The 23,896-nt window shown below is 40.0% G+C and carries 27 protein-coding genes; 17 read left to right on the top strand and 10 right to left on the bottom strand.

The genetic code is table 11. The annotated features are described in order from the left end of the window. Positions 1–51 precede the first annotated feature (51 nt). A complete protein-coding gene (locus HII17_RS01225; protein WP_169073507.1) occupies positions 52–3,027 on the top strand; it encodes a TonB-dependent receptor in 2,976 nt (991 codons plus the stop codon). A gap of 129 nt (positions 3,028–3,156) precedes the next feature. Here the strand turns inward: HII17_RS01225 and murA are convergent, their stop codons facing one another. Genes murA through mlaF form a run of 7 tightly spaced genes read right to left on the bottom strand, consistent with a single transcriptional unit; the run spans position 3,157 to position 7,767 of the window. Further along, a complete protein-coding gene (murA, locus tag HII17_RS01220; protein WP_169073506.1) occupies positions 3,157–4,419 on the bottom strand; it encodes a UDP-N-acetylglucosamine 1-carboxyvinyltransferase in 1,263 nt (420 codons plus the stop codon). Between the two features lie 24 nt (positions 4,420–4,443). Continuing rightward, on the bottom strand, positions 4,444–4,701 hold the full coding sequence (locus HII17_RS01215; protein WP_169073505.1) for a BolA family protein: 258 nt from the start codon (positions 4,699–4,701) through the stop codon (positions 4,444–4,446). Positions 4,702–4,720: 19 nt separating this feature from the next. Then, a complete protein-coding gene (locus tag HII17_RS01210) occupies positions 4,721–5,023 on the bottom strand; it encodes an STAS domain-containing protein (RefSeq protein WP_169073504.1) in 303 nt (100 codons plus the stop codon). A gap of 1 nt (position 5,024) precedes the next feature. After that, entirely contained in the window at positions 5,025–5,663 is a 639-nt protein-coding gene (gene mlaC, locus HII17_RS01205) for a phospholipid-binding protein MlaC (protein WP_211185214.1), read from the bottom strand. An 8-nt stretch (positions 5,664–5,671) separates the two neighbouring features. Further along, entirely contained in the window at positions 5,672–6,142 is a 471-nt protein-coding gene (gene mlaD / locus HII17_RS01200; protein ID WP_169073502.1) for an outer membrane lipid asymmetry maintenance protein MlaD, read from the bottom strand. A 42-nt stretch (positions 6,143–6,184) separates the two neighbouring features. Then, a complete protein-coding gene (gene mlaE, locus HII17_RS01195; RefSeq protein ID WP_169073501.1) occupies positions 6,185–6,961 on the bottom strand; it encodes a lipid asymmetry maintenance ABC transporter permease subunit MlaE in 777 nt (258 codons plus the stop codon). A gap of 2 nt (positions 6,962–6,963) precedes the next feature. Beyond that, positions 6,964–7,767 carry a phospholipid ABC transporter ATP-binding protein MlaF gene (gene mlaF / locus HII17_RS01190; RefSeq protein WP_169073500.1) on the bottom strand — a complete coding sequence of 268 codons (804 nt, stop codon included), beginning with the start codon at positions 7,765–7,767 and terminating at the stop codon, positions 6,964–6,966. Between the two features lie 282 nt (positions 7,768–8,049). On the opposite strand from mlaF, the gene HII17_RS01185 reads away from it, so the two are divergent. The 12 genes from HII17_RS01185 (at position 8,050) to mgtE (ending at position 17,367) form a co-directional block, all read left to right on the top strand. After that, positions 8,050–9,030 (top strand): calcium/sodium antiporter, encoded by a 981-nt coding sequence (locus HII17_RS01185; protein WP_169073499.1) that lies wholly within the window; start codon positions 8,050–8,052, stop codon positions 9,028–9,030. Positions 9,031–9,044: 14 nt separating this feature from the next. Continuing rightward, positions 9,045–10,016 (top strand): KpsF/GutQ family sugar-phosphate isomerase, encoded by a 972-nt coding sequence (locus HII17_RS01180; RefSeq protein WP_211185213.1) that lies wholly within the window; start codon positions 9,045–9,047, stop codon positions 10,014–10,016. Beyond that, entirely contained in the window at positions 10,016–10,564 is a 549-nt protein-coding gene (kdsC, locus tag HII17_RS01175) for a 3-deoxy-manno-octulosonate-8-phosphatase KdsC (RefSeq protein ID WP_169073498.1), read from the top strand. Before HII17_RS01180 ends, kdsC begins: the two co-directional genes overlap by 1 nt. Continuing rightward, on the top strand, positions 10,561–11,127 hold the full coding sequence (lptC, locus tag HII17_RS01170) for an LPS export ABC transporter periplasmic protein LptC (protein WP_169073497.1): 567 nt from the start codon (positions 10,561–10,563) through the stop codon (positions 11,125–11,127). The genes kdsC and lptC overlap by 4 nt, the downstream gene beginning before the upstream one ends. Then, positions 11,093–11,602, top strand: a complete 510-nt coding sequence (gene lptA, locus HII17_RS01165) for a lipopolysaccharide transport periplasmic protein LptA (protein ID WP_169073496.1) — start codon at positions 11,093–11,095, stop codon at positions 11,600–11,602. The genes lptC and lptA overlap by 35 nt, the downstream gene beginning before the upstream one ends. Continuing rightward, the gene (lptB, locus tag HII17_RS01160) at positions 11,603–12,334 is read left to right on the top strand and encodes an LPS export ABC transporter ATP-binding protein (RefSeq protein ID WP_169073495.1); all 732 of its coding nucleotides are present in this window, start codon (positions 11,603–11,605) and stop codon (positions 12,332–12,334) included. It begins immediately after the preceding gene. A 64-nt stretch (positions 12,335–12,398) separates the two neighbouring features. Beyond that, a complete protein-coding gene (locus HII17_RS01155; RefSeq protein WP_169073494.1) occupies positions 12,399–13,901 on the top strand; it encodes an RNA polymerase factor sigma-54 in 1,503 nt (500 codons plus the stop codon). Positions 13,902–13,929: 28 nt separating this feature from the next. Further along, positions 13,930–14,217, top strand: coding sequence for a ribosome hibernation promoting factor (gene hpf, locus HII17_RS01150; RefSeq protein ID WP_169073493.1), 288 nt, complete (start codon positions 13,930–13,932; stop codon positions 14,215–14,217). A 3-nt stretch (positions 14,218–14,220) separates the two neighbouring features. Further along, positions 14,221–14,676, top strand: a complete 456-nt coding sequence (gene ptsN / locus HII17_RS01145; protein ID WP_169073492.1) for a PTS IIA-like nitrogen regulatory protein PtsN — start codon at positions 14,221–14,223, stop codon at positions 14,674–14,676. 2 nt (positions 14,677–14,678) lie between these two features. Next, positions 14,679–15,533 carry an RNase adapter RapZ gene (rapZ, locus tag HII17_RS01140; protein WP_169073491.1) on the top strand — a complete coding sequence of 285 codons (855 nt, stop codon included), beginning with the start codon at positions 14,679–14,681 and terminating at the stop codon, positions 15,531–15,533. Further along, positions 15,534–15,809: an HPr family phosphocarrier protein gene (locus HII17_RS01135; protein ID WP_169073490.1), complete on the top strand. Its 276-nt coding sequence runs from the start codon at positions 15,534–15,536 to the stop codon at positions 15,807–15,809. A 199-nt stretch (positions 15,810–16,008) separates the two neighbouring features. Beyond that, on the top strand, positions 16,009–17,367 hold the full coding sequence (gene mgtE, locus HII17_RS01130) for a magnesium transporter (protein ID WP_169073489.1): 1,359 nt from the start codon (positions 16,009–16,011) through the stop codon (positions 17,365–17,367). Between the two features lie 28 nt (positions 17,368–17,395). On the opposite strand, the gene pmbA is transcribed toward mgtE, so the two are convergent. After that, positions 17,396–18,745, bottom strand: a complete 1,350-nt coding sequence (gene pmbA, locus HII17_RS01125; RefSeq protein WP_169074123.1) for a metalloprotease PmbA — start codon at positions 18,743–18,745, stop codon at positions 17,396–17,398. 100 nt (positions 18,746–18,845) lie between these two features. Here pmbA and yjgA point away from each other — a divergent pair, with 100 nt between their 5' ends. Continuing rightward, positions 18,846–19,361 carry a ribosome biogenesis factor YjgA gene (gene yjgA / locus HII17_RS01120; RefSeq protein ID WP_169073488.1) on the top strand — a complete coding sequence of 172 codons (516 nt, stop codon included), beginning with the start codon at positions 18,846–18,848 and terminating at the stop codon, positions 19,359–19,361. Positions 19,362–19,442: 81 nt separating this feature from the next. Here yjgA and HII17_RS01115 read toward each other — a convergent pair whose 3' ends face one another. Together HII17_RS01115 and HII17_RS01110 are read right to left on the bottom strand one after the other, a co-directional pair. After that, positions 19,443–20,798, bottom strand: a complete 1,356-nt coding sequence (locus HII17_RS01115; RefSeq protein ID WP_169073487.1) for a Do family serine endopeptidase — start codon at positions 20,796–20,798, stop codon at positions 19,443–19,445. Between the two features lie 69 nt (positions 20,799–20,867). Beyond that, on the bottom strand, positions 20,868–21,323 hold the full coding sequence (locus HII17_RS01110; RefSeq protein WP_169073486.1) for a YhcB family protein: 456 nt from the start codon (positions 21,321–21,323) through the stop codon (positions 20,868–20,870). 162 nt (positions 21,324–21,485) lie between these two features. On the opposite strand from HII17_RS01110, the gene zapE reads away from it, so the two are divergent. From zapE to rpsI, 3 genes are all read left to right on the top strand, one after another. Then, positions 21,486–22,601: a cell division protein ZapE gene (zapE, locus tag HII17_RS01105; RefSeq protein ID WP_169073485.1), complete on the top strand. Its 1,116-nt coding sequence runs from the start codon at positions 21,486–21,488 to the stop codon at positions 22,599–22,601. Positions 22,602–22,791: 190 nt separating this feature from the next. After that, on the top strand, positions 22,792–23,220 hold the full coding sequence (rplM, locus tag HII17_RS18945; protein ID WP_211185211.1) for a 50S ribosomal protein L13: 429 nt from the start codon (positions 22,792–22,794) through the stop codon (positions 23,218–23,220). A 3-nt stretch (positions 23,221–23,223) separates the two neighbouring features. Next, on the top strand, positions 23,224–23,616 hold the full coding sequence (gene rpsI, locus HII17_RS18940) for a 30S ribosomal protein S9 (protein WP_211185210.1): 393 nt from the start codon (positions 23,224–23,226) through the stop codon (positions 23,614–23,616). Positions 23,617–23,896 lie beyond the last annotated feature (280 nt).

Here is a 23,896-nt window from a genome sequence, read left to right as displayed (position 1 = left end):
ATAGGGTCCTCCCCAAATAACTAGCATTAATTGATATAAGTAGGGTTTAACATGATTAACAAACAATTTAATAAAACACGTATAGCGAGTGTTATTTCAGCACTATTGGCTGTAAGTACTAGTCAATTTACGTTAGCGCAAGAACAAGAGGCGCTTAACGAAACAGCAGCACAAGAAGACGTAGAGATTATTGAGATTCAAGGGATCAGAGGAAGCCTGATTCGTTCAATGAACTTAAAACGAGATATGTCAGGTGTCGTTGATGCAATATCAGCAGAAGAAATGGGTAAATTCCCAGATACTAATTTAGCCGAGTCTTTACAGAGAATTACTGGTGTTTCGGTAAGTCGAAGTAATGGTGAAGGTAGCCAGATAACGGTGCGTGGTTTTGGCCCTGATTTTAACTTAATTACCTTAAATGGTCGTCAGATGCCGGGTACGGGTAATACACGTTCATATAGTTTAGAAAACTTATCATCAGATGGCGTTTCTGCATTAGAGGTATACAAGACAGCTCGTGCTGAAAACCCTAGTGGTGGCTTAGGTGCGACTGTTAACATCGTTACACGTAAACCGTTAGCTAGTCCAGGTGAAAAATATACCTTTTCTGCAAAAGCTATCCATGACACGTCGAATGAGCTAGGTGATGACGTAACACCAGAGTTTTCTGCTCTGTATTCCAATACCTTTCTTGATGACTCATTAGGCTTCGCGCTGTCTATTACCCATCATGAAAGAGATTTTCAAAAACAACAGGCCAATATTCAAGGTTGGCAAGCTAATGTTGCGCTGCCTACTAACCTTGATGCAGATAGTGTCATAGATCCTCGCCCTCTTGATGAGGAAGGTAATAGAGTGGGTAATCATTTTTTCCCTCGAGACATGAACTACGGTATTGAACATTTAGAGCGTGATCGGACGAATGGCCATGTTGTGGTGCAATACACCCCATCTGAGGATTTAATACTATCGGTCGATTACACTAGAACTGAAGCTACTACAGGAATGAACTCTATTGGCTGGGGGATGTGGAATGATTATGGCGGCAATATTAATGGTTATGAACTGGATGAAAATGGCACCGTAATATTTGCTGACATTAGCGGAAATGATGGTTCTTACACTGCATCACGTGCAACAACTGAGGTAGAGGAAGAGTCGTTGGGTATCAATATTGATTGGCAGGTAACTGATACCTTAAATCTTGTCTTGGATTATCATGATTCATCTAGTGAAATTGATAATGGCGGGGATTCAGGGTTGGGAAGCCATGGTTCCTTAGTATTAGGCTCAGATCAATTAATCACAAAAACATATGATTATCGAGCTGGAGACGTCCCTCACGCACAAATCTATTGGAATAATGGGACAACCGAGTTAGCACCAGGTGAAATTGACTCTCACTTTAGTCAATTTATTCATTCGCCAGGGAAGTCAGAAATCGAACAAGTTCAGCTTCATGGTACTTGGGAAAATGACGGTTTCGATATTCCACTTATTGAAGTGAAATTTGGCGCTGCGTATACCGACCAAGTGATGGGAGGCTCAAATGCATGGAGCGGATTAATTGGCGGGTTCTTGTTTAACCCATCATGGCCGGAATTGTTCCCTGATGGTATGTTCGTTCGAAATGATACCAGTGATTTTTTAGATGGCATTAGTGGTGGTGGTAGTAGCCTTAACCCTGGATATTACTATACATTTGATTTTGATGAAGTCGTAGCTCGATCGGAAGCCTTTTTAACCAATGAAGTACTTGGCGGAAATGACTATTTTGCGACAACTGCATATCACGACATGGGAACGTTCGCCAAAGGGTCAGTGCAAGAAGAAACGACAAGCTTATACCTACAATCGCAATGGGAATTTGATGTTCTCGATTTTCCTGTGCAGTTGAATATTGGTGTTCGCTATGAAGAAACTGATGTAACTAGTAACGTAAAACAGTCTGTACCTACATCAGTTTGGTGGAAGGGGGGGAGTGAATGGCATACTCAATACTTGCCAGGAGATGATAACTACCTTAAGCAAACTGGAAGTCATGATGTTTTTTTACCTATGGTTGATCTCAAGGTTGAAATTACAGACGATATAGTCGGTAGAGTGTCTTGGGGCAAAACTATAACTCGAGCACCGCTAGGTAATTTAGCTGGTGTGAGAAGTTTATCTGGTAGTCCAAAAATTGGCTCAAGAAATGGTGGCGAAGGCAACACAAACCTAGAACCATTCGAATCAACTAACTTCGACTTAAGCATAGAATATTATTATGCTGAAGGAAGTTACGCAGCAGCTGGTTATTTTAGAAAGGACGTAGAGAACTTTATTGGTAGTCAAATTACTTCTACAACAATTGAAGGGTTTGAAGATATATATTTAAGTCCTCGCTGGAATCAAGCTGTCGCTGATATTGAGTCAAGAGGCGAACAAGCAACAAATGATGCAATATTCGCTCAGATTCAAGCAAATGGCTCTGCGTTAAACGATCAAGGTTACTTAGAGCCGGAGTCAGGCGATCCGCTTATCGTTTGGGACATTAGTCGACCATTTAATGCGCCAGATACAAAAACTGTCGATGGTGTAGAGCTAGCCGTTCAGCATTTGTTTGGTGAGACTGGTTTTGGCATTGGGGTTAACGCTACGTTTGTAGATGGCGATGTTGAGTTTGATGTTGATAGTTTAGATCAGCAAACGCCACTTACTGGTTTAAGTGACTCTGCTAACCTACAGTTATTCTATGAAAAACATGGTTGGTCAGTAAAAGCGACTTATGCATGGAGAGATGAGTATCTTATTGGCGTTGGTCAATCACAAGGTTCATCTGATAACCCTCCTCAATTTGCTAAAGAATATGGGCAATGGGATGTAAGCGTTAACTATGAAGTAGATGAACACTTCACGTTGTTCTTCGAAGGTATCAACTTGAATGATGAAACTGAGGAAGGTTTTGGTCGTTATCAAGAGCAATTCTTATTTGCTCGTCAATATGGCCCAAGGTACATTCTAGGTATGAGATATAGCTTTAAATAAGGCTGTTCAATCGCTATTTCCCTCGAGCTTTCGGGTTGATACTTGGCTTTCATCCCGAAGGTTCACCTTTTAATAGCCAATAAAAAACCACTTAGTTTATAAGTGGTTTTTTACTTCAAATATATAGCTTTAAGCGCCTTTAACCCTTTGTATGTCGGCTCCTAGCGCTTGAAGTTTATCTTCAATGTGCTGATATCCACGATCGATATGATATATACGGTCTACTTGTGTTTCTGTTGTTGAAACGAGTCCAGCGATCACTAAACTAGCAGACGCTCTTAAGTCTGTAGCCATTACTTGAGCACCGGTTAACGACTCAACACCTGTCATTATTGCAGTATTACCTTCTAACGCAATATCCGCACCCATACGTTGTAGCTCAGGAACATGCATAAAGCGATTTTCAAATATCGTTTCTGTGACATGTGCTGAGCCTTCAGCTAGTACGTTCAGTGTGACAAACTGCGCTTGCATATCTGTTGGAAAAGCCGGGTGCGGTGCTGTTTTAATGTTTACTGCTTTAGGGCGAGAGGTCATTGAAAGCTCAATCCAATCATCACCTGTCGTTATATCAGCCCCAGCTTCTTGTAATTTACTCAGTACAGCGTCTAGCGCTTTAGGGTCTGTATTGTTGCACTTAATATGACCTTGAGTAACTGCAGCCGCAACTAAGAATGTGCCTGTCTCGATGCGATCAGCCATTACGCTATATTTAGCGCCATGAAGTTTCTCTACACCTTCAATAGTAAGCATATCACTACCGGCACCAGAAACTTTTGCGCCCATAGCATTCAAGCATTGCGCTAAATCGACAATTTCTGGTTCACGAGCGGCATTTTCAATAATAGTAGTGCCTTCAGCCAAAGCTGCAGCCATCATTAGATTTTCCGTACCAGTTACACTCACGGTATCCATAAAAATAGTGGCGCCTTGTAACCGGCCAGCTTTTGTTGCCTTGATATAACCCTGTTCAACATCAATATCGGCGTCCATTAACTTTAAACCGTGAATATGTAAATCGACAGGGCGGGCACCTATCGCACAACCACCAGGTAATGAAACTTCGGCATGTCCGAATTTAGCTAACAACGGGCCTAATACTAAAATAGAGGCGCGCATAGTTTTAACGAGTTCGTATGACGCAATATGCTGATCAATTGAACCTGCTGTGATCGATAAGGTGTTTTCGTCTATCCAGTCGACTTTTGCGCCAAGTTGTAGCAACAATTTAATGGTCGTATTGATGTCATTAAGTCGAGGGACATTGCTGATAATGACTTCTTCGTCGGTTAATATTGCCGACATTAAAATCGGTAAAGCAGCGTTTTTTGCGCCAGATATGGTTACTTCGCCTTTTAGCGTGTTACCACCATTAATTTTAAATGAATCCAATGTATTTCGTCTTAAATTAGCAAGTTATAAAGGGAGGTTGAACATTTTGTCTTTCTTCCACTGCTCTGGCGTAAAAGTTTTAACCATCACAGCGTGTATGCGCCCATCGCTAATAGCACCAGCCAAAGGCTTAGTGATTGCTTGTTGTTTTTTTACTCGGCTTAGCTCTGCAAAAATTTCAGCGACGGCAATGACTTTGCACTGTGAGCCATCAAATGCAACATGCAGCTCGTCTAGTGCAATTGCATCATTGATTATTTGTTCAATTTCTGAAACTTCCAAGAGTATCTCCTAATGATTTTTATAAGGTAGGTGACGAAAGAAATTCGTCGACAGCACTTAATTTTGCCAATTTTAATAAATCTTCTGGCAAGTGTGCAAATGATAACTGACATCCCGACTTGTTTGCTTGCTCTAATATGAATAAAAGCCAAGCAAGACCTGCAGTGTCGATGTCAGTAATTTTTGACAAGTTTAATGTAATTTCACGGTGCTTAGTGATTTTACGTTGAATTTTATTTTTCAGCGCGGAAACTGCAGTACTGTTCAGTGAGCCGATAAGCTCGGCAACACCATCGTTAATCGATATTTCCAGCTTGTTCATATTAAGACTGACCATTGTTTTTAAAAACAACGTCACGTTCAGCTTTTTCTTTCAACATATCTGTCACGTGTGGCAAGCCTTTTTGGCGAATAATGCTGCTTAGTTCTGCTTGCTTACTATCGAGTAAGCTAACGCCTTCTGCAATCATATCAAATGCTTTCCATTCATTCTTCTTACGATTTTTACGAACTTTAAATGAAATGTCGATCGGGTCTCGACCCGGTTCAATAACGCGAGTGTTAACCGCAACAATCTTAGATTTACCTAACTTTTTAGCCGGCTCAAACTCAACTACTTGGTTATTATACAAGGTAAATACTTGAGCATATGAAGTGACTAAGTAGTCTTTGAATACAGGTACAAAAGCTTTTCGCTCAGCATCAGTTGTTTTCTTTAAATTTTTACCAATGACTTTAAATGCCGCATAGCGATAGTCAATGTAAGGTAACAGCTCTTCACGTACTATGGTTTTTAGTAAGTTGGGATTCTGTTTTATATTAGCTTGCTCATTCTTAAAGCGACTAAAGGTTATGTCAGCCACTTTCTGAATCATGTCATAAGGGTTTTTTTTATCTACAGTTTCAGCATTGGCTGAAATTGAGATTAAAATAGCTAATAAGCCGCTAAATAATGTTTTCATTTTCATCTCTAATCACCACTTCCTTGGCTAAATAAAAATTGTCCAATCAATTCTTCTAATACTAGTGCAGGCTTAGTGTCTTCAATATAGTCACCTGGCTCAAGTAAGTCGACTGACTCATCGATAAACCCTGGCTCCAAGCCAAGATATTGCTCACCTAATAGGCCAGCAGTTAAGATTGATACTGATGTTGCTTCAGAAAAATCTTGATATTCGGCAAATATTTCTAACGTTACTACTGGGGTATAGTCTTCGCTATCGAGTGTAATGTTACTTACACGTCCAACGACGACGCCGCCGACTTTTATAGGAGAGCGAACCTTCAAACCACCAATATTGTCAAATTTTGCATAAAGTTCGTAAGTATCACCGTTGCCTGAAATCCCTGAGTCAGCTACTTTTAATGCTAGCGCTAGTAACGCTGCAATTCCTAATGCCACAAAAAAACCAACAGTTAATTCAACTTTCTTAGACGTCATGTCTTTTTCACCTAAATATATAGAATATCTTTCTAAACACTATTAACGAGCAAACATTAATGCCGTTAACACAAAATCTAAACCTAAAACGAGTAAAGAGGATTGCACAACCGTCGCAGTGGTTGCTCTACTGATCCCTTCTGAAGTAGGCTCACACGCATAACCTTTATAAACCGCTATCCATGTCACAACAAAGGCAAATACTAGGCTCTTAATTATGCCATTTAGCACGTCTTTTTGAAAATCGACTTGTGCTTGCATTACTGACCAGAATGTACCGCTGTCTACACCTAGCCAATCAACACCAACCAAATGAGCGCCTAAAATGCCAACCGTTGAAAATATTGCCGCTAACAATGGCAAGCTAATAAAGCCAGCCCAAAAGCGCGGAGCTATCACTCGCTTAAGTGGATCTACGGCCATCATTTCCATGCTTGATAACTGTTCAGTCGCTTTCATTAAGCCAATTTCCGCTGTTAACGCAGAGCCCGCTCGACCCGCAAATAATAGCGCGGCAACTACCGGTCCTAACTCTCTAAGTAAAGATAAGGCTACCATAGGACCGAGGCTTGCCTCAGCACCATAACCAACAAGTATGGTATAACCTTGAAGCGCAAGCACCATGCCGATAAAAGTACCTGAAACGATAATGATGACTAATGAAAGTACACCAACGGCATACAGTTGGTTAAGCAGCAGCGGAAAACCTTTTTTCGGATTCGGCACTTGAACAATTGCAGCAGTCAACATTAATACTGCGCGACCAAGCCCAGAGATAACATTAAGGGTTTTACTACCAAGATTGATTAAAGCATTCATTGTTATTTCGATCCTCCAATAAGTTCTTCCTTATAAGAGGGGGCTTTAAAGTGAAAAGGTACAGGGCCGTCAGCTTCACCTTTTACAAACTGCTTAACTAAAGCGGAGTCTTGTTGGTGAATTTCTTCAGGTGTACCGTGACCAATTATTTTTTGCTCAGCAATGATGTAAATGTAGTCGGCTATACTCATAACCTCTGGTACATCGTGAGAAACAACGACAGACGTTAAACCTATTGCATCATTAAGTGCCTTAATTAAGCGGACAATAACACCCATTGAAATTGGATCTTGGCCGGCAAATGGCTCATCGTACATTATCAGTTCAGGGTCGAGCGCGATAGCACGAGCTAAGGCTGCTCGTCTCGCCATACCGCCAGATAGTTCACTTGGTTTTAAATGACGTGCACCGCGTAATCCTACTGCTTCCAGCTTCATTAACACCATCTTTTCAATAATGTGTTCAGGTAGCTGAGTATGTTCTCTTATTGGAAATGCAATATTATCATAAACTGACATTTCGCTAAATAGCGCACCACTTTGAAATAGCATACTCATGCGCTTTCTAACATCATAAAGCGCACTGCGATTAAGTGTTGGAATGTCATGACCGTCAAATAGAATTTGACCTGACTCTGGTTTCAATTGACCACCAATTAAGCGAAGCAATGTGGTTTTTCCAATACCACTTGGGCCCATAATTGCTGTCACTTTTCCTTTGGGGATCGACAAACTAATGTTGTCGTAAATAATCCGTTCGTCACGTTTGAAAGTGATATTTTTTATGTCAACCAAAGTCTCTGGCATTTGTATGAATCTTTACATCAAATTAACAAGCTTTATTTAGAGGCGAATATTACCTTAGCCACTAGTATTGTTCATCAGAAATTGACACTTTTTTACAGAATAAATGTGAATAAGTGTTAATGAGCAGTGTATATCAGAAAAATTATAGCTATATTCCTAGAAACCCCCTTACTTTATGATGATAAATTATACAAATAGACCTATTTTCGACAGTTAATTCATTTTCCTCTTTTTTTTTACCTAGTTAACAGCGACAATTTAATAAGTTTTCAGGAGTTTTAGATGTTATTGCAAGTTTTAATCTTAATTGTATCGCTGGTTGCTTTGGTGTGGAGTGCTGACAAATTTGTATTTGGCGCCTCTTCGGTTGCGAGAAATTTTGGTGTTTCACCAATGATAATTGGTCTTACTATTGTGGCAATGGGCTCGTCTGCTCCAGAAATGATGGTTGCAGCTACAGCGTCTTTTGGTGGGAACCCAGATACCGCTGTAGGAAATGCAATAGGCTCTAATATTACGAATATTGCGTTGGTATTAGGTTTAACTGCCTTATTTCAACCATTGAAGGTTTCATCTTCAACAGTAAAGCGTGAGCTACCGCTAATTCTAATCATTACCATTATCGCATATTTAATGTTAGCCAACCTAGAACTTAGCCTGCTAGAAGGTGTGTTGTTAATGGCTGGTTTCTTTATTTATATCGCTTCACTTTTAATTATTACACTGCGCCGAGCTAAGGCAAGTTCGGTTGATGATCCTATGATTATTGAAGCCGAAGCAGAGGTTCCCGAGGCTACCAGCAATGGTATGGCTTTTTTCTGGCTAATATTTGGCATTGTGTTACTGCCGTTGAGTGCAAGTTATTTAGTGGACTCAGCAGTATTTATCGCAAAAGCTTTCGGTATTAGTGATTTAGTTATTGGCCTAACTATTATTGCTATAGGGACGAGTTTACCTGAGTTAGCAGCGAGCATTATGAGTATCATCAAGAAAGAAGATGACTTAGCGCTCGGCAATATTATTGGCTCAAATATATTCAATATTTTAGCTGTGTTGTCGTTGCCTGGCCTTATTGCACCAGGGGTTATTGACGCAAACGCAGCTACGCGGGACGCACCTTATATGCTTGGTGTCACTATATTCCTATTCGTTTTATGTTTTAGTCGCAAGACTGGAGCGTTCAGAATTACTCGCTTAAAAGGTGCTGCATTATTTGTGACTTTTTTGGCGTACCAATATTTGTTATTTGGCCAAATGGCCTAATAGGTAGAAAATAAATGTCTATCGAAAAATTTATTACCTTAGCGAACCAGGTTGTTGACATAGAAACCAATGCGGTGAGTGCACTGAAATCTTATATTAATCATGAGTTTGCACAAGCCTGTCAAACTATGTTTGATTGCCAAGGGCGCATTGTTGTTATCGGTATGGGTAAATCTGGCCATATTGGTGGAAAAATAGCGGCAACACTCGCCAGCACAGGTTCTCCAGCTTTCTTTGTTCATCCAGGAGAAGCAAGTCATGGCGACTTAGGTATGATAACTAAAGATGATGTCGCTATAGTTATTTCCAATTCTGGTGAAACAGGAGAAGTGTTAGCCATTGTGCCAGTCATTAAACGCATTGGCGCTAAGCTTATTGCAATGACTGGAAATGAGCAGTCAACGTTGGCCAAATTAGCCGAGCACCATGTATGTGTTAAAGTAGAGCAAGAAGCTTGTCCGTTAGGTTTGGCTCCAACCTCGAGTACCACCGCGACTTTAGTCATGGGAGATGCAATTGCGGTAGCTTTGTTAAATGCCCGAGGTTTTACTGCCGATGATTTCGCTTTATCACATCCAGGTGGTAGTTTAGGCAAACGCTTGTTATTGCGTTTGTCTGATATCATGCATGATGGAGAACGCTTGCCAATAGTGTCAATTTCAGCATTAATCAAAGACGCCCTAGTAGAAATGTCAGAGAAAGGCCTCGGAATGACCGCAGTTGTTAAAGACAATGGCCAATTAGCTGGTGTCTTTACTGACGGAGATCTACGCAGAATACTCGACAGTCAAATAGATATTCATCAAGACAACATTGCAAACGTTATGACTAAGTCACCATGTGTTGCTCATCCCAATATGCTGGCGGCCGAAGCACTCAACGTGATGGAAGATAAAAAAATAAATGGCTTAATTGTTGTTGATGAAAACAATAAACCAATCGGTGCAATGAATATGCACGACTTGTTAAAATCGGGAGTGCTGTGATGGTTGAAACCTTATATGGTGAGGTCGCTGATGACGTGTTTAATAAAGCAAGTTCAATAAAGCTTTTGGTATGTGATGTCGATGGCGTTTTTTCGGACGGCCGAATTTATTTAGGTAACGATGGTGAAGAGCTAAAAGCTTTTCATACTAAAGATGGCTTTGGTATAAAGGCATTAATTGCGTCAGGTGTCGAAGTGGCAATTATTACCGGCAGAAACTCGCGAATTGTTCACGATAGAATGTCAGCACTGAATATTAAACACATTATTCAAGGCAAAGAAGATAAGTTACCCACCATGAAAGATATTATGTCTTCACTGTCGTTAACAGCCGAACAAGTTGCTTATATCGGCGATGACATGGCGGATATGCCTTGTATTGAACTGGCGTCGTTAGGAGTAGCAGTTAATGATGCGCATCCTTACGTTATTAAGCATGCAAATTATTGCACCTTCACTAAAGGTGGTTTTGGCGCGGTTAGAGAGTTGTGTGATTTAATAATGCTTAGTCAAAACACCTTGCAAGATGCAAAAGGCGCAAGTGTATGAGTCGATTGCATTGGCTAGCATTAGTAGCACTTGTTTTTAGCTTGATGGGCTATGGCATTGTGCAATGGCGTCAATCGCAAGTTACTCAAACGGAAATTGTTGATACAGAACTTACGCCAGATTTTATTGCCGAAGCACTTAAAAGTGATATTTATAATGATCGCGGTAAGCTTTCACATAAAATTGATGCGCAAAGAATGGAACATTATGCTGAGCTTTCATTTACGCATTTTGAATATCCTAATTATACGTTATACCCAAAAGATAATACGGCGCCATGGAAGTTAGCGGCTGCAGAAGGTACGCTATATAATAATAACCGCGTGGTGTTAAAAAATAGGGTAAGATTAACAGCAACGGAAGAAAATAGTTTAATTCAAGAAATTCATTGTAAATACCTTGAGTTAGACCTGAATACAAACATAATCAGCTCGGACCAAACTATTATGATTCAAGGTAAAGATTTTACCATGTATGGCTCTGGCTTGATTATTGATTTAAATACCAAACAGATGACGTTAACAGAGCATGTACAAACAATTTATAAGAAAACTACTAGCTAGCTTAGCTACTTTAACCATAGTAACTTCGCCAATATATGCTGCTAAACTCGATTTAGAGCAAGAAATCGTTATTAAAGCTAAGCGTCAAGCGGGTGATTTAAAAAATAAAATAGCTAGTTATTTAGATGATGTCGTAATAACTCAAGGCACTTTGTCAATAAGAGCAGATCTGGTTCAGGTTTATAGTAAAGAAGATCATGAAACAGAAACCTACATTGCCAAAGGAAAACCTGCAGTTTTTGAACAACAATTAGAAGACGGTTCTAAAATCCATTTAGAAGCGAATGAGATTAAATATGAACCGTTAATCTCAACCATTACAATTTCTGGAAAAGCCAAGTTGAGACAGGCTGGCAGCGAAGTTAGTGGTGATAAAATTATTTACAATACATTGACCGAACAGCTTGAAGCTGAAGGCGGCGATGACACTGTAACAACGATTTTGAAGCCAAAAGCTAAGAGTGATAAGCAATAAATGACCGATATAACCTTATCTGCAAATGGCTTAGCAAAAGCATATAAAGGCCGCCAGGTAGTTAAAAACGTAAGTTTGCAAGTGAGTGCTGGCCAAATCGTTGGCTTGTTAGGGCCTAATGGTGCGGGTAAAACGACTTCTTTTTACATGATCGTTGGTTTAGTACCAAATGATAGCGGTGAAATTAGGTTGAATAACGATGATTTAACCTTGCTTCCAATGCATGAACGAGCAAGAAGAGGGATCGGGTATTTACCGCAGGAAGCATCTATCTTTCGCAAGCTAACTGTATATGAAAATATTATGGCTATTTTGCAAACTCGCAAAGAGTTGAGTGATGCTGAACGTGAAGAAAAGCTCGAAATGTTGATTGAAGAATTCAATATTAGCCATATTAGAGATAATACCGGCATGAGTTTGTCGGGTGGTGAACGTAGACGTGTTGAGATAGCGCGTGCGTTAGCAGCAGAGCCATCATTTATATTGCTAGATGAGCCTTTTGCTGGTGTCGATCCAATTTCGGTTGGAGATATTAAAAAAATTATTTTGCACCTTAAACAACGTGGTATCGGTGTTCTTATTACCGACCATAATGTTAGGGAAACGCTTGATGTATGTGAGCATGCTTATATTGTAAGCCACGGAGAATTAATCGCTGAGGGTGATGCGGATCAAATTCTTGCAAATCAGCAAGTCAGAGATGTATACCTTGGTGAGCAATTCACGCTATAGTTAAAGTATAGAAAGTGAATTCATCAGTTAGTTAATTACAACAACGGGAAAAAGTTACACGTAGATGCGTCCATCACTTCAGTTAAAAATTGGTCAACAGCTAACAATGACGCCTCAGTTGCAGCAGGCGATTAAGTTATTGCAACTTTCAACGTTAGATTTACAACAGGAAATTCAAGAAGCGCTTGAAAGTAATCCGTTATTAGAAGTGGATGAGTCTGCACCTTCAACCGACGAAAATAGCGACAGTATTGAAGAAGCTTATTCTGCGTCTGTGCAAACAGAGCAAGTTAGTTCAGATGGTACTGAAGACGCACTTCCCACCAGTGATGAAGTCAGCACTACTGAAGCTATGGAAAAGAATGATATCCCAGAGGAGCTGAGCGTAGACTCTACTTGGGATGAGTCATTTAGCGCAGGTGTTTCAAGCTCAGGCATTGGTACTAGCGGTGGTGATGACACTGTTTATCAAGGCGAAACTACTGATTCAATTCAAGATCATCTACGTTGGCAAATGGAGCTGACACCATTTTCAGAAACCGATGAAGCGATTGCCATGGCAATCATTGATGCTGTTGATGATGCCGGTTATTTAACGGTAACCGCCGAAGATATTTTAGAAAGCTTAGGCCTAGAAGAGGTTGAACTTGATGAAGTAGAAGCGGTACTTAAACGCATTAATATGTTTGACCCAATCGGAGTCGCGGCTCGCTCAATTCCTGAATGTTTGCTCATACAGTTAAATCAATTTGAAGATGACATTCCTTATTTAGCTGAAAGTAAGCTAATTATCACTGAACACATTGATTTATTGGGTAATCGTGACTATCGTCAAATTATGCGTAAAACGAAGTTAAAGGAAGATCAACTTCGTGAAGTGATTCGTCTGATACAGTCGCTAAATCCTCGTCCAGGAGATGCGGTTATTAAAGGCGATGACCAGTACGTAATCCCTGATGTTTCTGTAGAAAAGAAAAACGGTCGTTGGGTAGTGGAATTGAATCCTAATACGGCACCAAGACTGTCGATTAACCAACAGTATGCGGCAATGACTAAAAGTATGAAGTCATCTGATGATAATCAGTTTATTCGCTCAAATTTACAAGAAGCGAAATGGTTTATAAAAAGTTTAGAAAGTCGCAACGAAACCTTATTAAAAGTGTCCAACTGTATTGTTCAACGTCAGCAGGGCTTTTTTGAGTATGGCCCAGAAGCTATGCGCCCAATGGTATTGAACGATATTGCTGAGGCGGTTGATATGCATGAATCAACCATTTCTCGTGTAACAACGCAAAAATACATGCATACACCGAGAGGTATTTTCGAGTTGAAATACTTCTTTTCAAGTCACGTTAGTACTGAAAATGGAGGAGAGTGTTCATCAACTGCTATCAGAGCATTAATTAAGAAGCTTGTATCAGCAGAAACTCCATCTAAGCCATTAAGTGATAGCAAAATGGCGGAGCTATTAGCTGACCAAGGCATTAATGTGGCGAGACGGACAATAGCGAAGTATAGAGAATCTTTATCTATTCCACCGTCTAATCAAAGAAAAAGTTTACTCTAAGTAATAAAAGCAATGAGGAAAAGAGCTTATGCAAATTAACTTATCAGGTCACCACGTAGAAGTTACTGATTCAATGAAAGAATATGTTAACGACAAGTTTGCAAAGCTAGAGCGACATTTTGATAACATTAATAATGTCTACGTCGTTCTTACTGTAGAAAAACTAAATCAGATTGCTGAAGCGACTGTACATCTAAACGGTAAAGAGATTCATGCTAAAGCAAGTAATGACGACATGTATGCTTCAATCGACAGTTTAACTGACAAGTTAGACCGTCAAATCATTAAATATAAAGAAAAAATTACCGCTCATTAATAAATGAAACTCCAAGATATACTTACTGAGGACTGCACTTCCTGTGCAGTCCAAATTTCTAGTAAAAAGAAAATTTTAGAGCAAATTTGCGCTATTGCGACTAATCATATTCCTGAACATTCAACTTTTGAGCTTCTACAAAGCTTACTCGAAAGAGAAAAGATGGGCAGTACAGGTATAGGCAACGGTATTGCGATTCCACATGGCAGGTTAACTGGTACTAAGCACGTTGTTGCTGTGTTGCTGACCTCTGAGCAACCGGTAGCATTTGACGCTATAGATAACCGGGCAGTTGACATTTTTGTTGCGTTATTTGTGCCTGAAGATTGCTGTAAAGAACACTTATCAACGCTGCAAAGCATTGCCAAATTACTTAGTAATAAGCAAATGAGCAAAAGTATTCGTAAATGCACATCAGATAAAGCACTTTTCGATTTGATTAATCAAGCGGCAGAATAGTAGTGAAGCTAATCATTGTTAGTGGCCGTTCTGGCTCAGGGAAGTCAGTTGCGCTAAGAGTGCTAGAAGATCTTGGTTATTATTGTGTCGATAACATTCCGGTTAATTTATTACCAGCACTTACCCATACGGTAATCAATGATTACGAAACCGTTGCAGTAAGCATCGATGTTCGAAATTTACCAGATGACCCGAATGATATTCATGAAATTATTGATTACCTTCCTGCGGCAGTAGAACTGACCATACTTTATCTTGATGCTAATGATAATGATCTAATTAGGCGCTTTAGTGAAACCAGACGTCTACATCCACTTATTCGCCAAAATATTGCGTTAGATCAGGCAATATCATTAGAGAAGAAGCTACTAGAGCCAGTATCGACAAGAGCCGATTTATATATTAATACTAGTCAGTTATCGCCCCATCAATTAGCAGATTTGGTACGTGAACGTATCCTTGGAAAGAAAACTGGCGCCATGGTACTAGTGTTTGAATCTTTCGGCTTCAAACATGGAATACCTGCAGATGCAGACTATGTGTTCGACGCTCGATTCTTACCTAACCCTTTTTGGGATAAAGAATTAAAAACACAAAATGGTTTAGATCAACCGGTGAGAGACTTTTTATCCAGCCAACCAATAGTTACTAAGTTTGTTTGGCAAATTAATAGTTTTCTAATGACTTGGTTACCACACCTAGAGCGTAACAATCGTAGCTATGTCACAATTGCTATTGGTTGCACTGGCGGGAAGCATCGCTCGGTTTATATCGCAGAGTTGTTAGCAAGTAACTTCAGAAAAGAGCGAGAAGATGTGCAATCACGTCATAGAGATATCGATATTAAGAGTACTTAAATGCCGCATGTAGAAAAAAAAGTCGAAATAATTAATAAATTAGGTTTACATGCGCGAGCTGCTACCAAATTAGCTCAATTGAGCCAGAAATTTTCAGCTAAAGTGACTGTCGAACTTGATAGTAACAAAGCTGATGCAAATAGCATTATGGCACTTATGCTACTTGCAGGCGCTCAAGGAAAAGTTGTCAAGGTAATCGCTGATGGCGATGATGCCGATTCAGCACTTGATAGTATTTGTGAACTGATCAACCAGCGTTTTGAAGAAGACGAATAATTCTCTAATTGTGTGGTCGTTCTTCGTATAAATTTCAAATAAAAGCTGAAAATAACCCTTAAATCATATACACTTGCCTTCAGTGCTGTCGCATTTTCTTCATAAAACTCTAATAGAATAGCGCGAGCACACTTTTCTTAAAAACAGACATCGAAATTGATCAGTGTCGACAGTGGTTTATTACGGCGCAGGGTGAGTTATGCCGGAAATATCTGAACAAGAATATAATCAACAACGACTGCAAGAGGTTAACGAAGCTCTTGGCAGTGGTATGTTCGTTTACGTTCGTAAACTACTGCAACAATTACCTGCATACGATTTAGCGTTAATACTAGAGTCATCAACGGTTAAAAGCAGACCGATACTGTGGCAGCTAATCGATCCTGATTATCAAGGTGAAGTACTTGAAGAGTTAAATGAAGAAGTACGTAAAGGTATCCTCAAAAGCATGCGACCTGAAAAAGTCGCCGCTGTTGCCGAGGGGATGGACGTTGATGATTTAGCGGAAGTATTGCGTACTTTGCCTGATAAAGTTTATCAGGAAGTTATAAAAAGCATGGACTCTCAAGACCGAGCGCGTGTTGAGACAGCTTTATCATTTGAAGAAGATACTGCCGGCGGTATCATGAATACTGATACCATTACCATTCGACCTGACGTGTCGGTTGATGTGGTATTGCGCTACTTACGCTTAAAAGGTGAACTACCTGAAGCGACTGATAGCTTTTATGTCGTTGATCGTCATGATCGCTTTATCGGTGCAGTTTCTTTAGCAACCATAGTGACGGCAAAACCAGAAACTGTTGTGACTAGTTTGATTGAAGCTGACGTTGAAGCGGTTCCTCCTGATATGCCAGAAAATGATGTAGCGGCATTATTTGAGCGCTATGACTGGATTTCTGCGCCTGTCGTAGGTGAAGACGGACGATTGCTAGGTCGTATTACTATTGATGATGTCATTGACATTATTCGTGAAGAGGCTGAGCACTCGATGATGAGCATGGCTGGTCTAGATGATGAAGCCGATACCTTCGCACCTGTGCTTAAGAGTACTCAACAACGTTCTGTTTGGCTTGGTGTCAATTTAATTACTGCACTATTGGCTGTAGCCGTTACTAGTATGTTTGAAGACTTATTTAGTCAATTAGCTATTCTTGCAGTCTTGAATTCATTAGTGCCGAGTATGGGCGGTGTGGCAGGTAATCAAACTTTAACGCTAGTGATTCGCGGTATTGCATTAGGTCATGTTGGTGAAAGTAACTCTCGCTCGTTATTGATTAAAGAGTTAGCGGTTGGTTTTTTAAATGGCTTAATCTGGGCGTTACTCATCGCAAGCGTTGTCGCTATATGGAAGCAGGATTTAACACTAGGCGGTATTATTGCCTTTGCGATGCTAATGAATTTAACCGCCGCCGGTATAGCGGGTGTAACCATACCATTGGTATTAAAACGAATGAGTATAGATCCAGCACTTGCCGGTAGTGTGATTTTGACTACGATTACAGATGTGGTCGGGATTTTTGCCTTCCTTGGCACTGCAACTCTATTATTAACCTAAGCTGCGAAGATTGAAGTTAGCAGTTAACTTAGTTACCTGCTATTTGCATTTCTTCAATAATAAGTGAGCCTGTTCTAATGCTACCACGTAGATCCGTATCATTACCGATAGCAACAATGTTTTTAAACATGTCTTGTAATTTTCCAGCAATTGTTATTTCTGAAACTGGATATTGAATTTCACCATTTTCTACCCAAAACCCTGCGGCGCCTCTAGAGTAATCGCCAGTAACGACATTAACGCCTTGTCCCATTAGTTCAGTCACTAATAAACCTGTGCCTAATTGTTTAAGCATGGCTTCAAAATCACCACCGTTTGCTGTTACAAGCCAGTTGTGAATACCACCGGCATGACCGGTAGTTTTCATGCCAAGCTTACGCGCTGAATAACTTGTCAGTAAATAAGTTTCTAATTGACCAGCTGTAATTATTTCGCGGTCAAGGGTTGCTACACCTTCACTATCAAAAGTACTGCTTGCAAGCGCTTTTTTAAGGTGAGGTCGCTCACTAATGGTAATATGTTCCGGAAAGACTTGTTGTCCGAGTGCATCAAGTAAAAATGACGATTTACGATATAGATTACCGCCACTAATTGCTGCAATGAAATGCCCAAATATCGTGTTTGCAATATCAGCACGAAACATTACCGGCACTTTTTGAGTATTGAGTTTTTGAGCATGTAATCGAGAAATTACTTCACTAGCAGCCTGTTGACCTACTGAAATGGCAGGTGAAAGCAAGTTGAAGTCACGGTTAACAGTATAAGCATAGTCTCTCTGCATATCATCGCCGTCAGAGGCAATGCTAACGCAACTTAAGCTATGACGAGTACTAGGGTAGCCAACTAATTGTCCATGGCTGTTGCCATAAACTTTGAACCCTTCATAACATGCTAGTGTTGCACCGTCTGAGTTGGTAATTCGGCTGTCACTTGCTAGTGCTGCGTCTTCACATTGTTTGGCAATGTCGATAGCTTGATCTGTAGATAATACTTTTGGGTGATAAAGATCTAAGTCTGGTGGAGACATTGCTAGCAGTTCTTTATCTGCTAACCCCGCACATTTGTCTACCGAGGTATAGCTGGCAATATCAACAGCAGCTTTTACTGCATTATTAAGTGCACTTTCTGATAAATCGGCAGTAGAAGCACTACCTTTGCGACCGGCTTTATAGACAGTAATACCTAATGCGCCGTCGTTGGTGAATTCAACATTCTCTACTTCACCCATTCGTGTATTGACACTAAGCCCTTGTTGGCGGCTTAAAGCAACTTCCGCATCATCCGCACCTAATGACTTAGCAAGTGATAGTGCATTTTCTACACGACTTTTAACATGACTAATTTGGCTGCTGATACTATCAACTTCTTTCATTTTTATATTCCGATAGGGCGTTAGGTTGTTGTACGCCTTGTTATGTGTTGCCCGAGGCTTGTTTATTGTATAATGGCGGGTAACTGAGTTTTTAATTGCGAATATTATGCACCACTTAGACAATGATATCGATGAATTCGATGAAGATTATAAAAGTAAAACAGATATAAAGCGTGAAATGCATGAAATGCAAGAATTCGCGCTTGAGATAATTCGTTTACCAAAAGTTAAGCGTAACAAGTTGCCATTAAGCGAAGCACTTCAAGATTCAATGGTGTTAGCTGACAAGATTCTCAATAGACCTGATGCCTTAAGACGACATTCACGTTTCATTGCAAAGCAACTTATGGAAGAAAATGCTGCTGAAATTCGAACAACTATTGATGCGTTAGCGAATAAACACCAACAGCAAACGAAATTACTCGAAAAATTTGAGTTGCTTCGAGAAGAGCTTATTGACGGAAGTAACGACGATATAGAGGCGCTGTTGGATAAATGTCCGGCGATGGAACGACAAAAGTTACGCCAATTAGTGCGTCAAGCACGAAAGGAAAAGAGTAGTGAGAAGTTGGCGAAAGGCTATCGAGAGCTTTTAGCCTACATAAAGCAACATTTATCTTAATAGTCATTGCTTTAAAAAGACTAGTAATAAAAAAGGCTGCATTTAATATGCAGCCTTTTCTAGTTAAATGACAGGTGAGTGTTATCTAATCATCAAATACATTGTGCGATTACCACGTACAACATTTAATGCCAACACGCCTTTGTGATCTTTTAAGTAGCTACGTAATTCACCGATGGTATTAATACGAGTACGGTTAATACCAGTAATTAAATCACCTGACTTCAAGCCAACTGCTTCAGCAGCGCTACCATTTTCTACTGCGCTAATTTCGACCCCTTTACCGTCGGCATGGTTGTCTAACTCAGCACCATCTAACATTTGGTGTAGGCTAGCAGCTTCTACGTTAGCTGATTCTGCTTGCTTAAGCTTTACCGTAAACTTCTTTTCTTTGCCGTCACGAACGACAGTTAGCTTAACCTTTTTACCTGCACCTATAGAGCCTATTTTTCCTCTAAGTTCGCTGAAAGATCTTACCGACTTACCATTTACTTTAGTAATAACATCTCCGGCTTTAAGCCCTGCCTCAGAAGCGGCTGAGTCTGGCGATACTTGCTCAATAAAGCCGCCTTGTGTGGTATCAAGTTCCATTGCTTTTGCAATTTCACCATTGACACTGCGACCAGCTACACCTAGAACGCCACGACGAATTTCACCGAACTCGATCATTTGATTGACTAAGTTGTGCATCATGTTACTTGGAATTGCGAAGCCAATGCCGACGTTACCGCCATTTGGCCCAAGAATAGCTGTGTTTATACCAATTAACTCGCCGCGTAAATTAACGAGCGCGCCACCTGAGTTACCGCTATTAATAGCGGCATCAGTTTGAATAAAGTCTTCAAAATTTTCAGCATTTAAACCACTGCGGCCCAATGCACTAACAATACCTGAGGTAACTGTCTGCCCTAATCCAAAAGGACTACCGATGGCGACAGCAAAGTCTCCGACCCGTAACTTATCAGAATCAGCAATTTTTATTTGCGTTAAATCGCCATTATCTACTTGTAATAGAGCGATGTCTGTCTCAGCATCTGCGCCAATTTTTTTAGCCTCTAATTGACGGCCATCTTTTAGTGTTACCAATATTTCATCTGCTTGGTCGACAACATGATTATTGGTGACGATATACCCTTCGTCAGCATCTATAATGACACCTGAACCTAAACCCTGAAAAGGCCGTTCTTGAGGGCCTTGGTTTCTTCTTGGGTTGCCAAAGAAAAAGCGAAAGGCATCTGGCACGCGTTGCTGAACCTCGTGGGTACCTTTAACGGAAATGCTGACAACTGCTGGTGTTGTTTGTTCTAGCATTGGCGCTAAACTTGGTAACACTTGACCATCAACTGCTAAAGGCAAGTTAGCATATGCAGGTGCACTTGAGAGTGCAACAGAACCAGAAATTAACGCAGCACTGATAACTAAAGACAGTTTTTTCATAGGTAATAATACTCCTTAAAACAATACTCAATAATTGACATACTAGTTAAGAAATAGTTCAGGATTTAGCTATTCGGCATTTGTAACACTTTGTTTCTTATCATCAAAAAGACCGCTTGGGTTGCCTGAATAATCTAATGGCGCTTCTGTCATATCATCATGCTCGACTGATTCTTTTTTCTCGTGTCGAAGTTTAACAGTTTGCGCTAATTGCTCTTGTGTTTCATGTGAGAAGAATGGCATCGCATCCTTTTCCGCTGGTGTAGCCCGTTGCAATAAAGCTGTACTTTGCTCCATTTGTTTCATAGCGTTTTGGCATGTAGTGTTCATTTGTTCAAGTAGTGTTGCCGAATTCTCTAAATGTTCTGCAACATCATTTTGATATTGACTTAAAGTAGCTTCGGTTTGAGAGACTTGCTCTGCTAGCTCTTTATTTTCTTTTGCTGAAGCTGATAATGTTCTACCGGCAAAAAAGCCAATAGCGCCGCCAACTAATAAAAGTACAATGGTCATTACAACAGTCATATCTTAGGTTCCTCGTTGTATTGTGTGGGAAAATTGGTGAGAATATTCATAAGCTAAATATAACGCTTATTATCTTGCTAATATAGCGAATATATTTGCTAATTTGTTTTTTTCAAGCCAGCTACGCAGAATATGTAGAATTATAGTGGATAAACTCGATAAATGATTAATCTTTCCCCCTTGGAAAAATACCAGCGTGATTTAGAGCGCGACGATTTTCAATATGATGCTGCGCAGGAAAACGCGGTTAAAAACTTACAACGTTTATATGAAGATTTGCAAAATAAGCCGTTACCAGTCACTGGTTTTAAAAAAGTACTTAACCGTTGGAAACGAGTAGTAGCGAAACAACAACCTAGAATGACGCAAGGACTTTATTTTTGGGGTGGGGTAGGCAGAGGGAAAACATACTTAGTTGATACCTTTTATGACTGCCTACCGTTTAAAAATAAAACGCGGGTGCATTTTCATCGATTTATGCATCGTGTTCATGAAGAGATGAAGAGTCTAGCAGGCCAAGAAGATCCGCTTAAAATTATTGCAAAACGATTTGCCGATGAAACTTGTATCATTTGTTTTGATGAGTTTTTTGTTTCTGATATTACCGACGCTATGATCTTAGGAACATTATTTGAAGAGCTATTTGCGCATAACGTTACCTTAGTCGCTACCTCAAATATCATCCCTGATGAGCTGTACCGAAATGGCCTTCAGCGAGCACGCTTTCTCCCTGCGATAAAATTAATTAACGAACATTGTGATGTAGTGAACGTCGACAGCGGTATTGATTATCGATTGCGAACGCTAGAACAAGCCGAGATTTTTCATTTTCCATTAGACGAACAGGCAAATATCAACCTTAATCAATATTTTAAGCAACTGTCGGTGGAAGAGGGGAAAGTAGGAAGAACAATAGAAATAAATAATCGTGAACTTTCTACGATTCAAGAGTCTGATGGCGTGGTGCATTTCGAGTTCAATGAACTATGTGAAAGTGCGCGTAGTCAAAGTGACTACATGGAGTTAAGTCGCTTATATCATACCGTGTTATTGGCTAATGTTACTCAGATGAATGTTGATTGTGACGATGCAGCAAGACGTTTTATTGCATTAGTTGATGAATTTTATGAACGTAATGTGAAGTTAATTATCTCTTCTGCTGTACCTATGGATGACCTATACTCCCATGGTGGTTTAGAATTTGAATTTAAGCGTTGTTTAAGTCGGCTTCAGGAAATGCAATCCCACGATTATTTAGCGAGTGAACATTTACCGTAAAAGGCGAAAATTTATACGTGATCTTTTGAACTAACTTCTGTATAATCCTGCGCTCCCTACGTTACAAAGCTTATTCTTTCCCAAGATTAAGCACCGGGCTCGATACTCGAAGGGGTAATTGCGAAGCCTTTTGAACCGATAACGCTAGGGCGTTATCACGTTTAGTAACATTATTAATTGGGTTTTTTAAATGAAAACTTTTGTAGCAAAAGCTGAAAGCGTAGAACGCGATTGGTTTCTAGTGGACGCTGAGAACAAAACTCTTGGTCGTATCGCTACTGAGATTGCTAGCCGTTTACGCGGTAAGCACAAGCCAGAATACACTCCTCACTGTGACACAGGCGATTACATCGTTGTTGTTAACGCTGAGAAAGTAAAAGTAACAGGTAACAAAGCGAAAGGTAAAATTTACTACTCGCACACTGAGTTCCCTGGTGGTTTAAAGCAAATTAGCTTTGAAAAGCTTATCGATAAAGCGCCAGAGCGTGCTATCGAATTCGCTGTTAAAGGTATGCTTCCTAAAGGTCCTTTAGGTCGTCAAATGTACCGCAAGTTAAAAGTGTATGCTGGCCCAGAGCACAAGCATGCTGCACAACAACCACAACTTTTGGAGCTATAAGCAATGGCTGATAATCAATATTACGGTACTGGTCGTCGCAAGAGCTCAACTGCTCGTGTGTTCATGAAAGCTGGTAACGGTGCAATCAAAATTAACAATCGTGACATTTCTGAGTACTTCGGTCGTGAAACTGCTCGTATGGTTGTTCGTCAACCGTTAGAGTTAGTTGAAATGTTAGAGAAATTCGATTTCAACATTACTGTTGCTGGTGGTGGTATGTCAGGTCAAGCTGGTGCTATCCGTCACGGCATTACTCGTGCATTAATGCAGTTCGACGAGTCATTACGTGGTGATCTACGTAAAGCTGGTTTCGTTACTCGTGATGCTCGTAAAGTTGAGCGTAAGAAGGTTGGTTTACACAAAGCACGTAAACGTCCTCAATTCTCAAAACGTTAATTTTTACGTTTTCGAATTCAAAAACCGGCTATATGCCGGTTTTTTTATGCCTAATTATAATCTCGGACGAGCGATTGGTGACTATTCGTGATTACTTTTAAATTGAATAAATTTTAATCCTAAAAGATCAACAAACCCCGCGCTTTAATCATTATTTAAAGCTTTAGAAATATTTTGTCACTTTTTTCTACAAACTATTGCAAACAAAGGTGAATTTCCTTGTAAAAAAAGGGGTATTTCATTATGATCAAAAAAATTTTTTTGTCGCTAGTTTGCTTAA

Origin of the sequence: Thalassotalea algicola (assembly GCF_012932965.1) — a bacterium.
In the GTDB taxonomy this organism is placed as follows: Bacteria; Pseudomonadota; Gammaproteobacteria; order Enterobacterales; family Alteromonadaceae; genus Thalassotalea_F; species Thalassotalea_F algicola.
The sequence above is the reverse complement of the archived record's forward strand: the minus strand, read 5'-3'. Positions and strand labels throughout refer to the sequence as shown.

Bases quoted from the DNA above. Each gene is read 5' to 3' on its own strand.
- HII17_RS01225 (WP_169073507.1), top strand. From the start codon at position 52: ATGATTAACAAACAATTTAATAAAACACGTATAGCGAGTGTTATTTCA.
- HII17_RS01210 (WP_169073504.1), bottom strand. From the start codon at position 5,023: ATGAACAAGCTGGAAATATCGATTAACGATGGTGTTGCCGAGCTTATC.
- mlaC (WP_211185214.1), bottom strand. From the start codon at position 5,663: ATGAAAACATTATTTAGCGGCTTATTAGCTATTTTAATCTCAATTTCA.
- mlaD (WP_169073502.1), bottom strand. From the start codon at position 6,142: ATGACGTCTAAGAAAGTTGAATTAACTGTTGGTTTTTTTGTGGCATTA.
- mlaE (WP_169073501.1), bottom strand. From the start codon at position 6,961: ATGAATGCTTTAATCAATCTTGGTAGTAAAACCCTTAATGTTATCTCT.
- mlaF (WP_169073500.1), bottom strand. From the start codon at position 7,767: ATGCCAGAGACTTTGGTTGACATAAAAAATATCACTTTCAAACGTGAC.
- HII17_RS01185 (WP_169073499.1), top strand. From the start codon at position 8,050: ATGTTATTGCAAGTTTTAATCTTAATTGTATCGCTGGTTGCTTTGGTG.
- HII17_RS01180 (WP_211185213.1), top strand. From the start codon at position 9,045: ATGTCTATCGAAAAATTTATTACCTTAGCGAACCAGGTTGTTGACATA.
- kdsC (WP_169073498.1), top strand. From the start codon at position 10,016: ATGGTTGAAACCTTATATGGTGAGGTCGCTGATGACGTGTTTAATAAA.
- lptC (WP_169073497.1), top strand. From the start codon at position 10,561: ATGAGTCGATTGCATTGGCTAGCATTAGTAGCACTTGTTTTTAGCTTG.
- lptA (WP_169073496.1), top strand. From the start codon at position 11,093: ATGTACAAACAATTTATAAGAAAACTACTAGCTAGCTTAGCTACTTTA.
- lptB (WP_169073495.1), top strand. From the start codon at position 11,603: ATGACCGATATAACCTTATCTGCAAATGGCTTAGCAAAAGCATATAAA.
- HII17_RS01155 (WP_169073494.1), top strand. From the start codon at position 12,399: ATGCGTCCATCACTTCAGTTAAAAATTGGTCAACAGCTAACAATGACG.
- hpf (WP_169073493.1), top strand. From the start codon at position 13,930: ATGCAAATTAACTTATCAGGTCACCACGTAGAAGTTACTGATTCAATG.
- ptsN (WP_169073492.1), top strand. From the start codon at position 14,221: ATGAAACTCCAAGATATACTTACTGAGGACTGCACTTCCTGTGCAGTC.
- HII17_RS01135 (WP_169073490.1), top strand. From the start codon at position 15,534: ATGCCGCATGTAGAAAAAAAAGTCGAAATAATTAATAAATTAGGTTTA.
- mgtE (WP_169073489.1), top strand. From the start codon at position 16,009: ATGCCGGAAATATCTGAACAAGAATATAATCAACAACGACTGCAAGAG.
- yjgA (WP_169073488.1), top strand. From the start codon at position 18,846: ATGCACCACTTAGACAATGATATCGATGAATTCGATGAAGATTATAAA.
- HII17_RS01115 (WP_169073487.1), bottom strand. From the start codon at position 20,798: ATGAAAAAACTGTCTTTAGTTATCAGTGCTGCGTTAATTTCTGGTTCT.
- HII17_RS01110 (WP_169073486.1), bottom strand. From the start codon at position 21,323: ATGACTGTTGTAATGACCATTGTACTTTTATTAGTTGGCGGCGCTATT.
- zapE (WP_169073485.1), top strand. From the start codon at position 21,486: ATGATTAATCTTTCCCCCTTGGAAAAATACCAGCGTGATTTAGAGCGC.
- rplM (WP_211185211.1), top strand. From the start codon at position 22,792: ATGAAAACTTTTGTAGCAAAAGCTGAAAGCGTAGAACGCGATTGGTTT.
- rpsI (WP_211185210.1), top strand. From the start codon at position 23,224: ATGGCTGATAATCAATATTACGGTACTGGTCGTCGCAAGAGCTCAACT.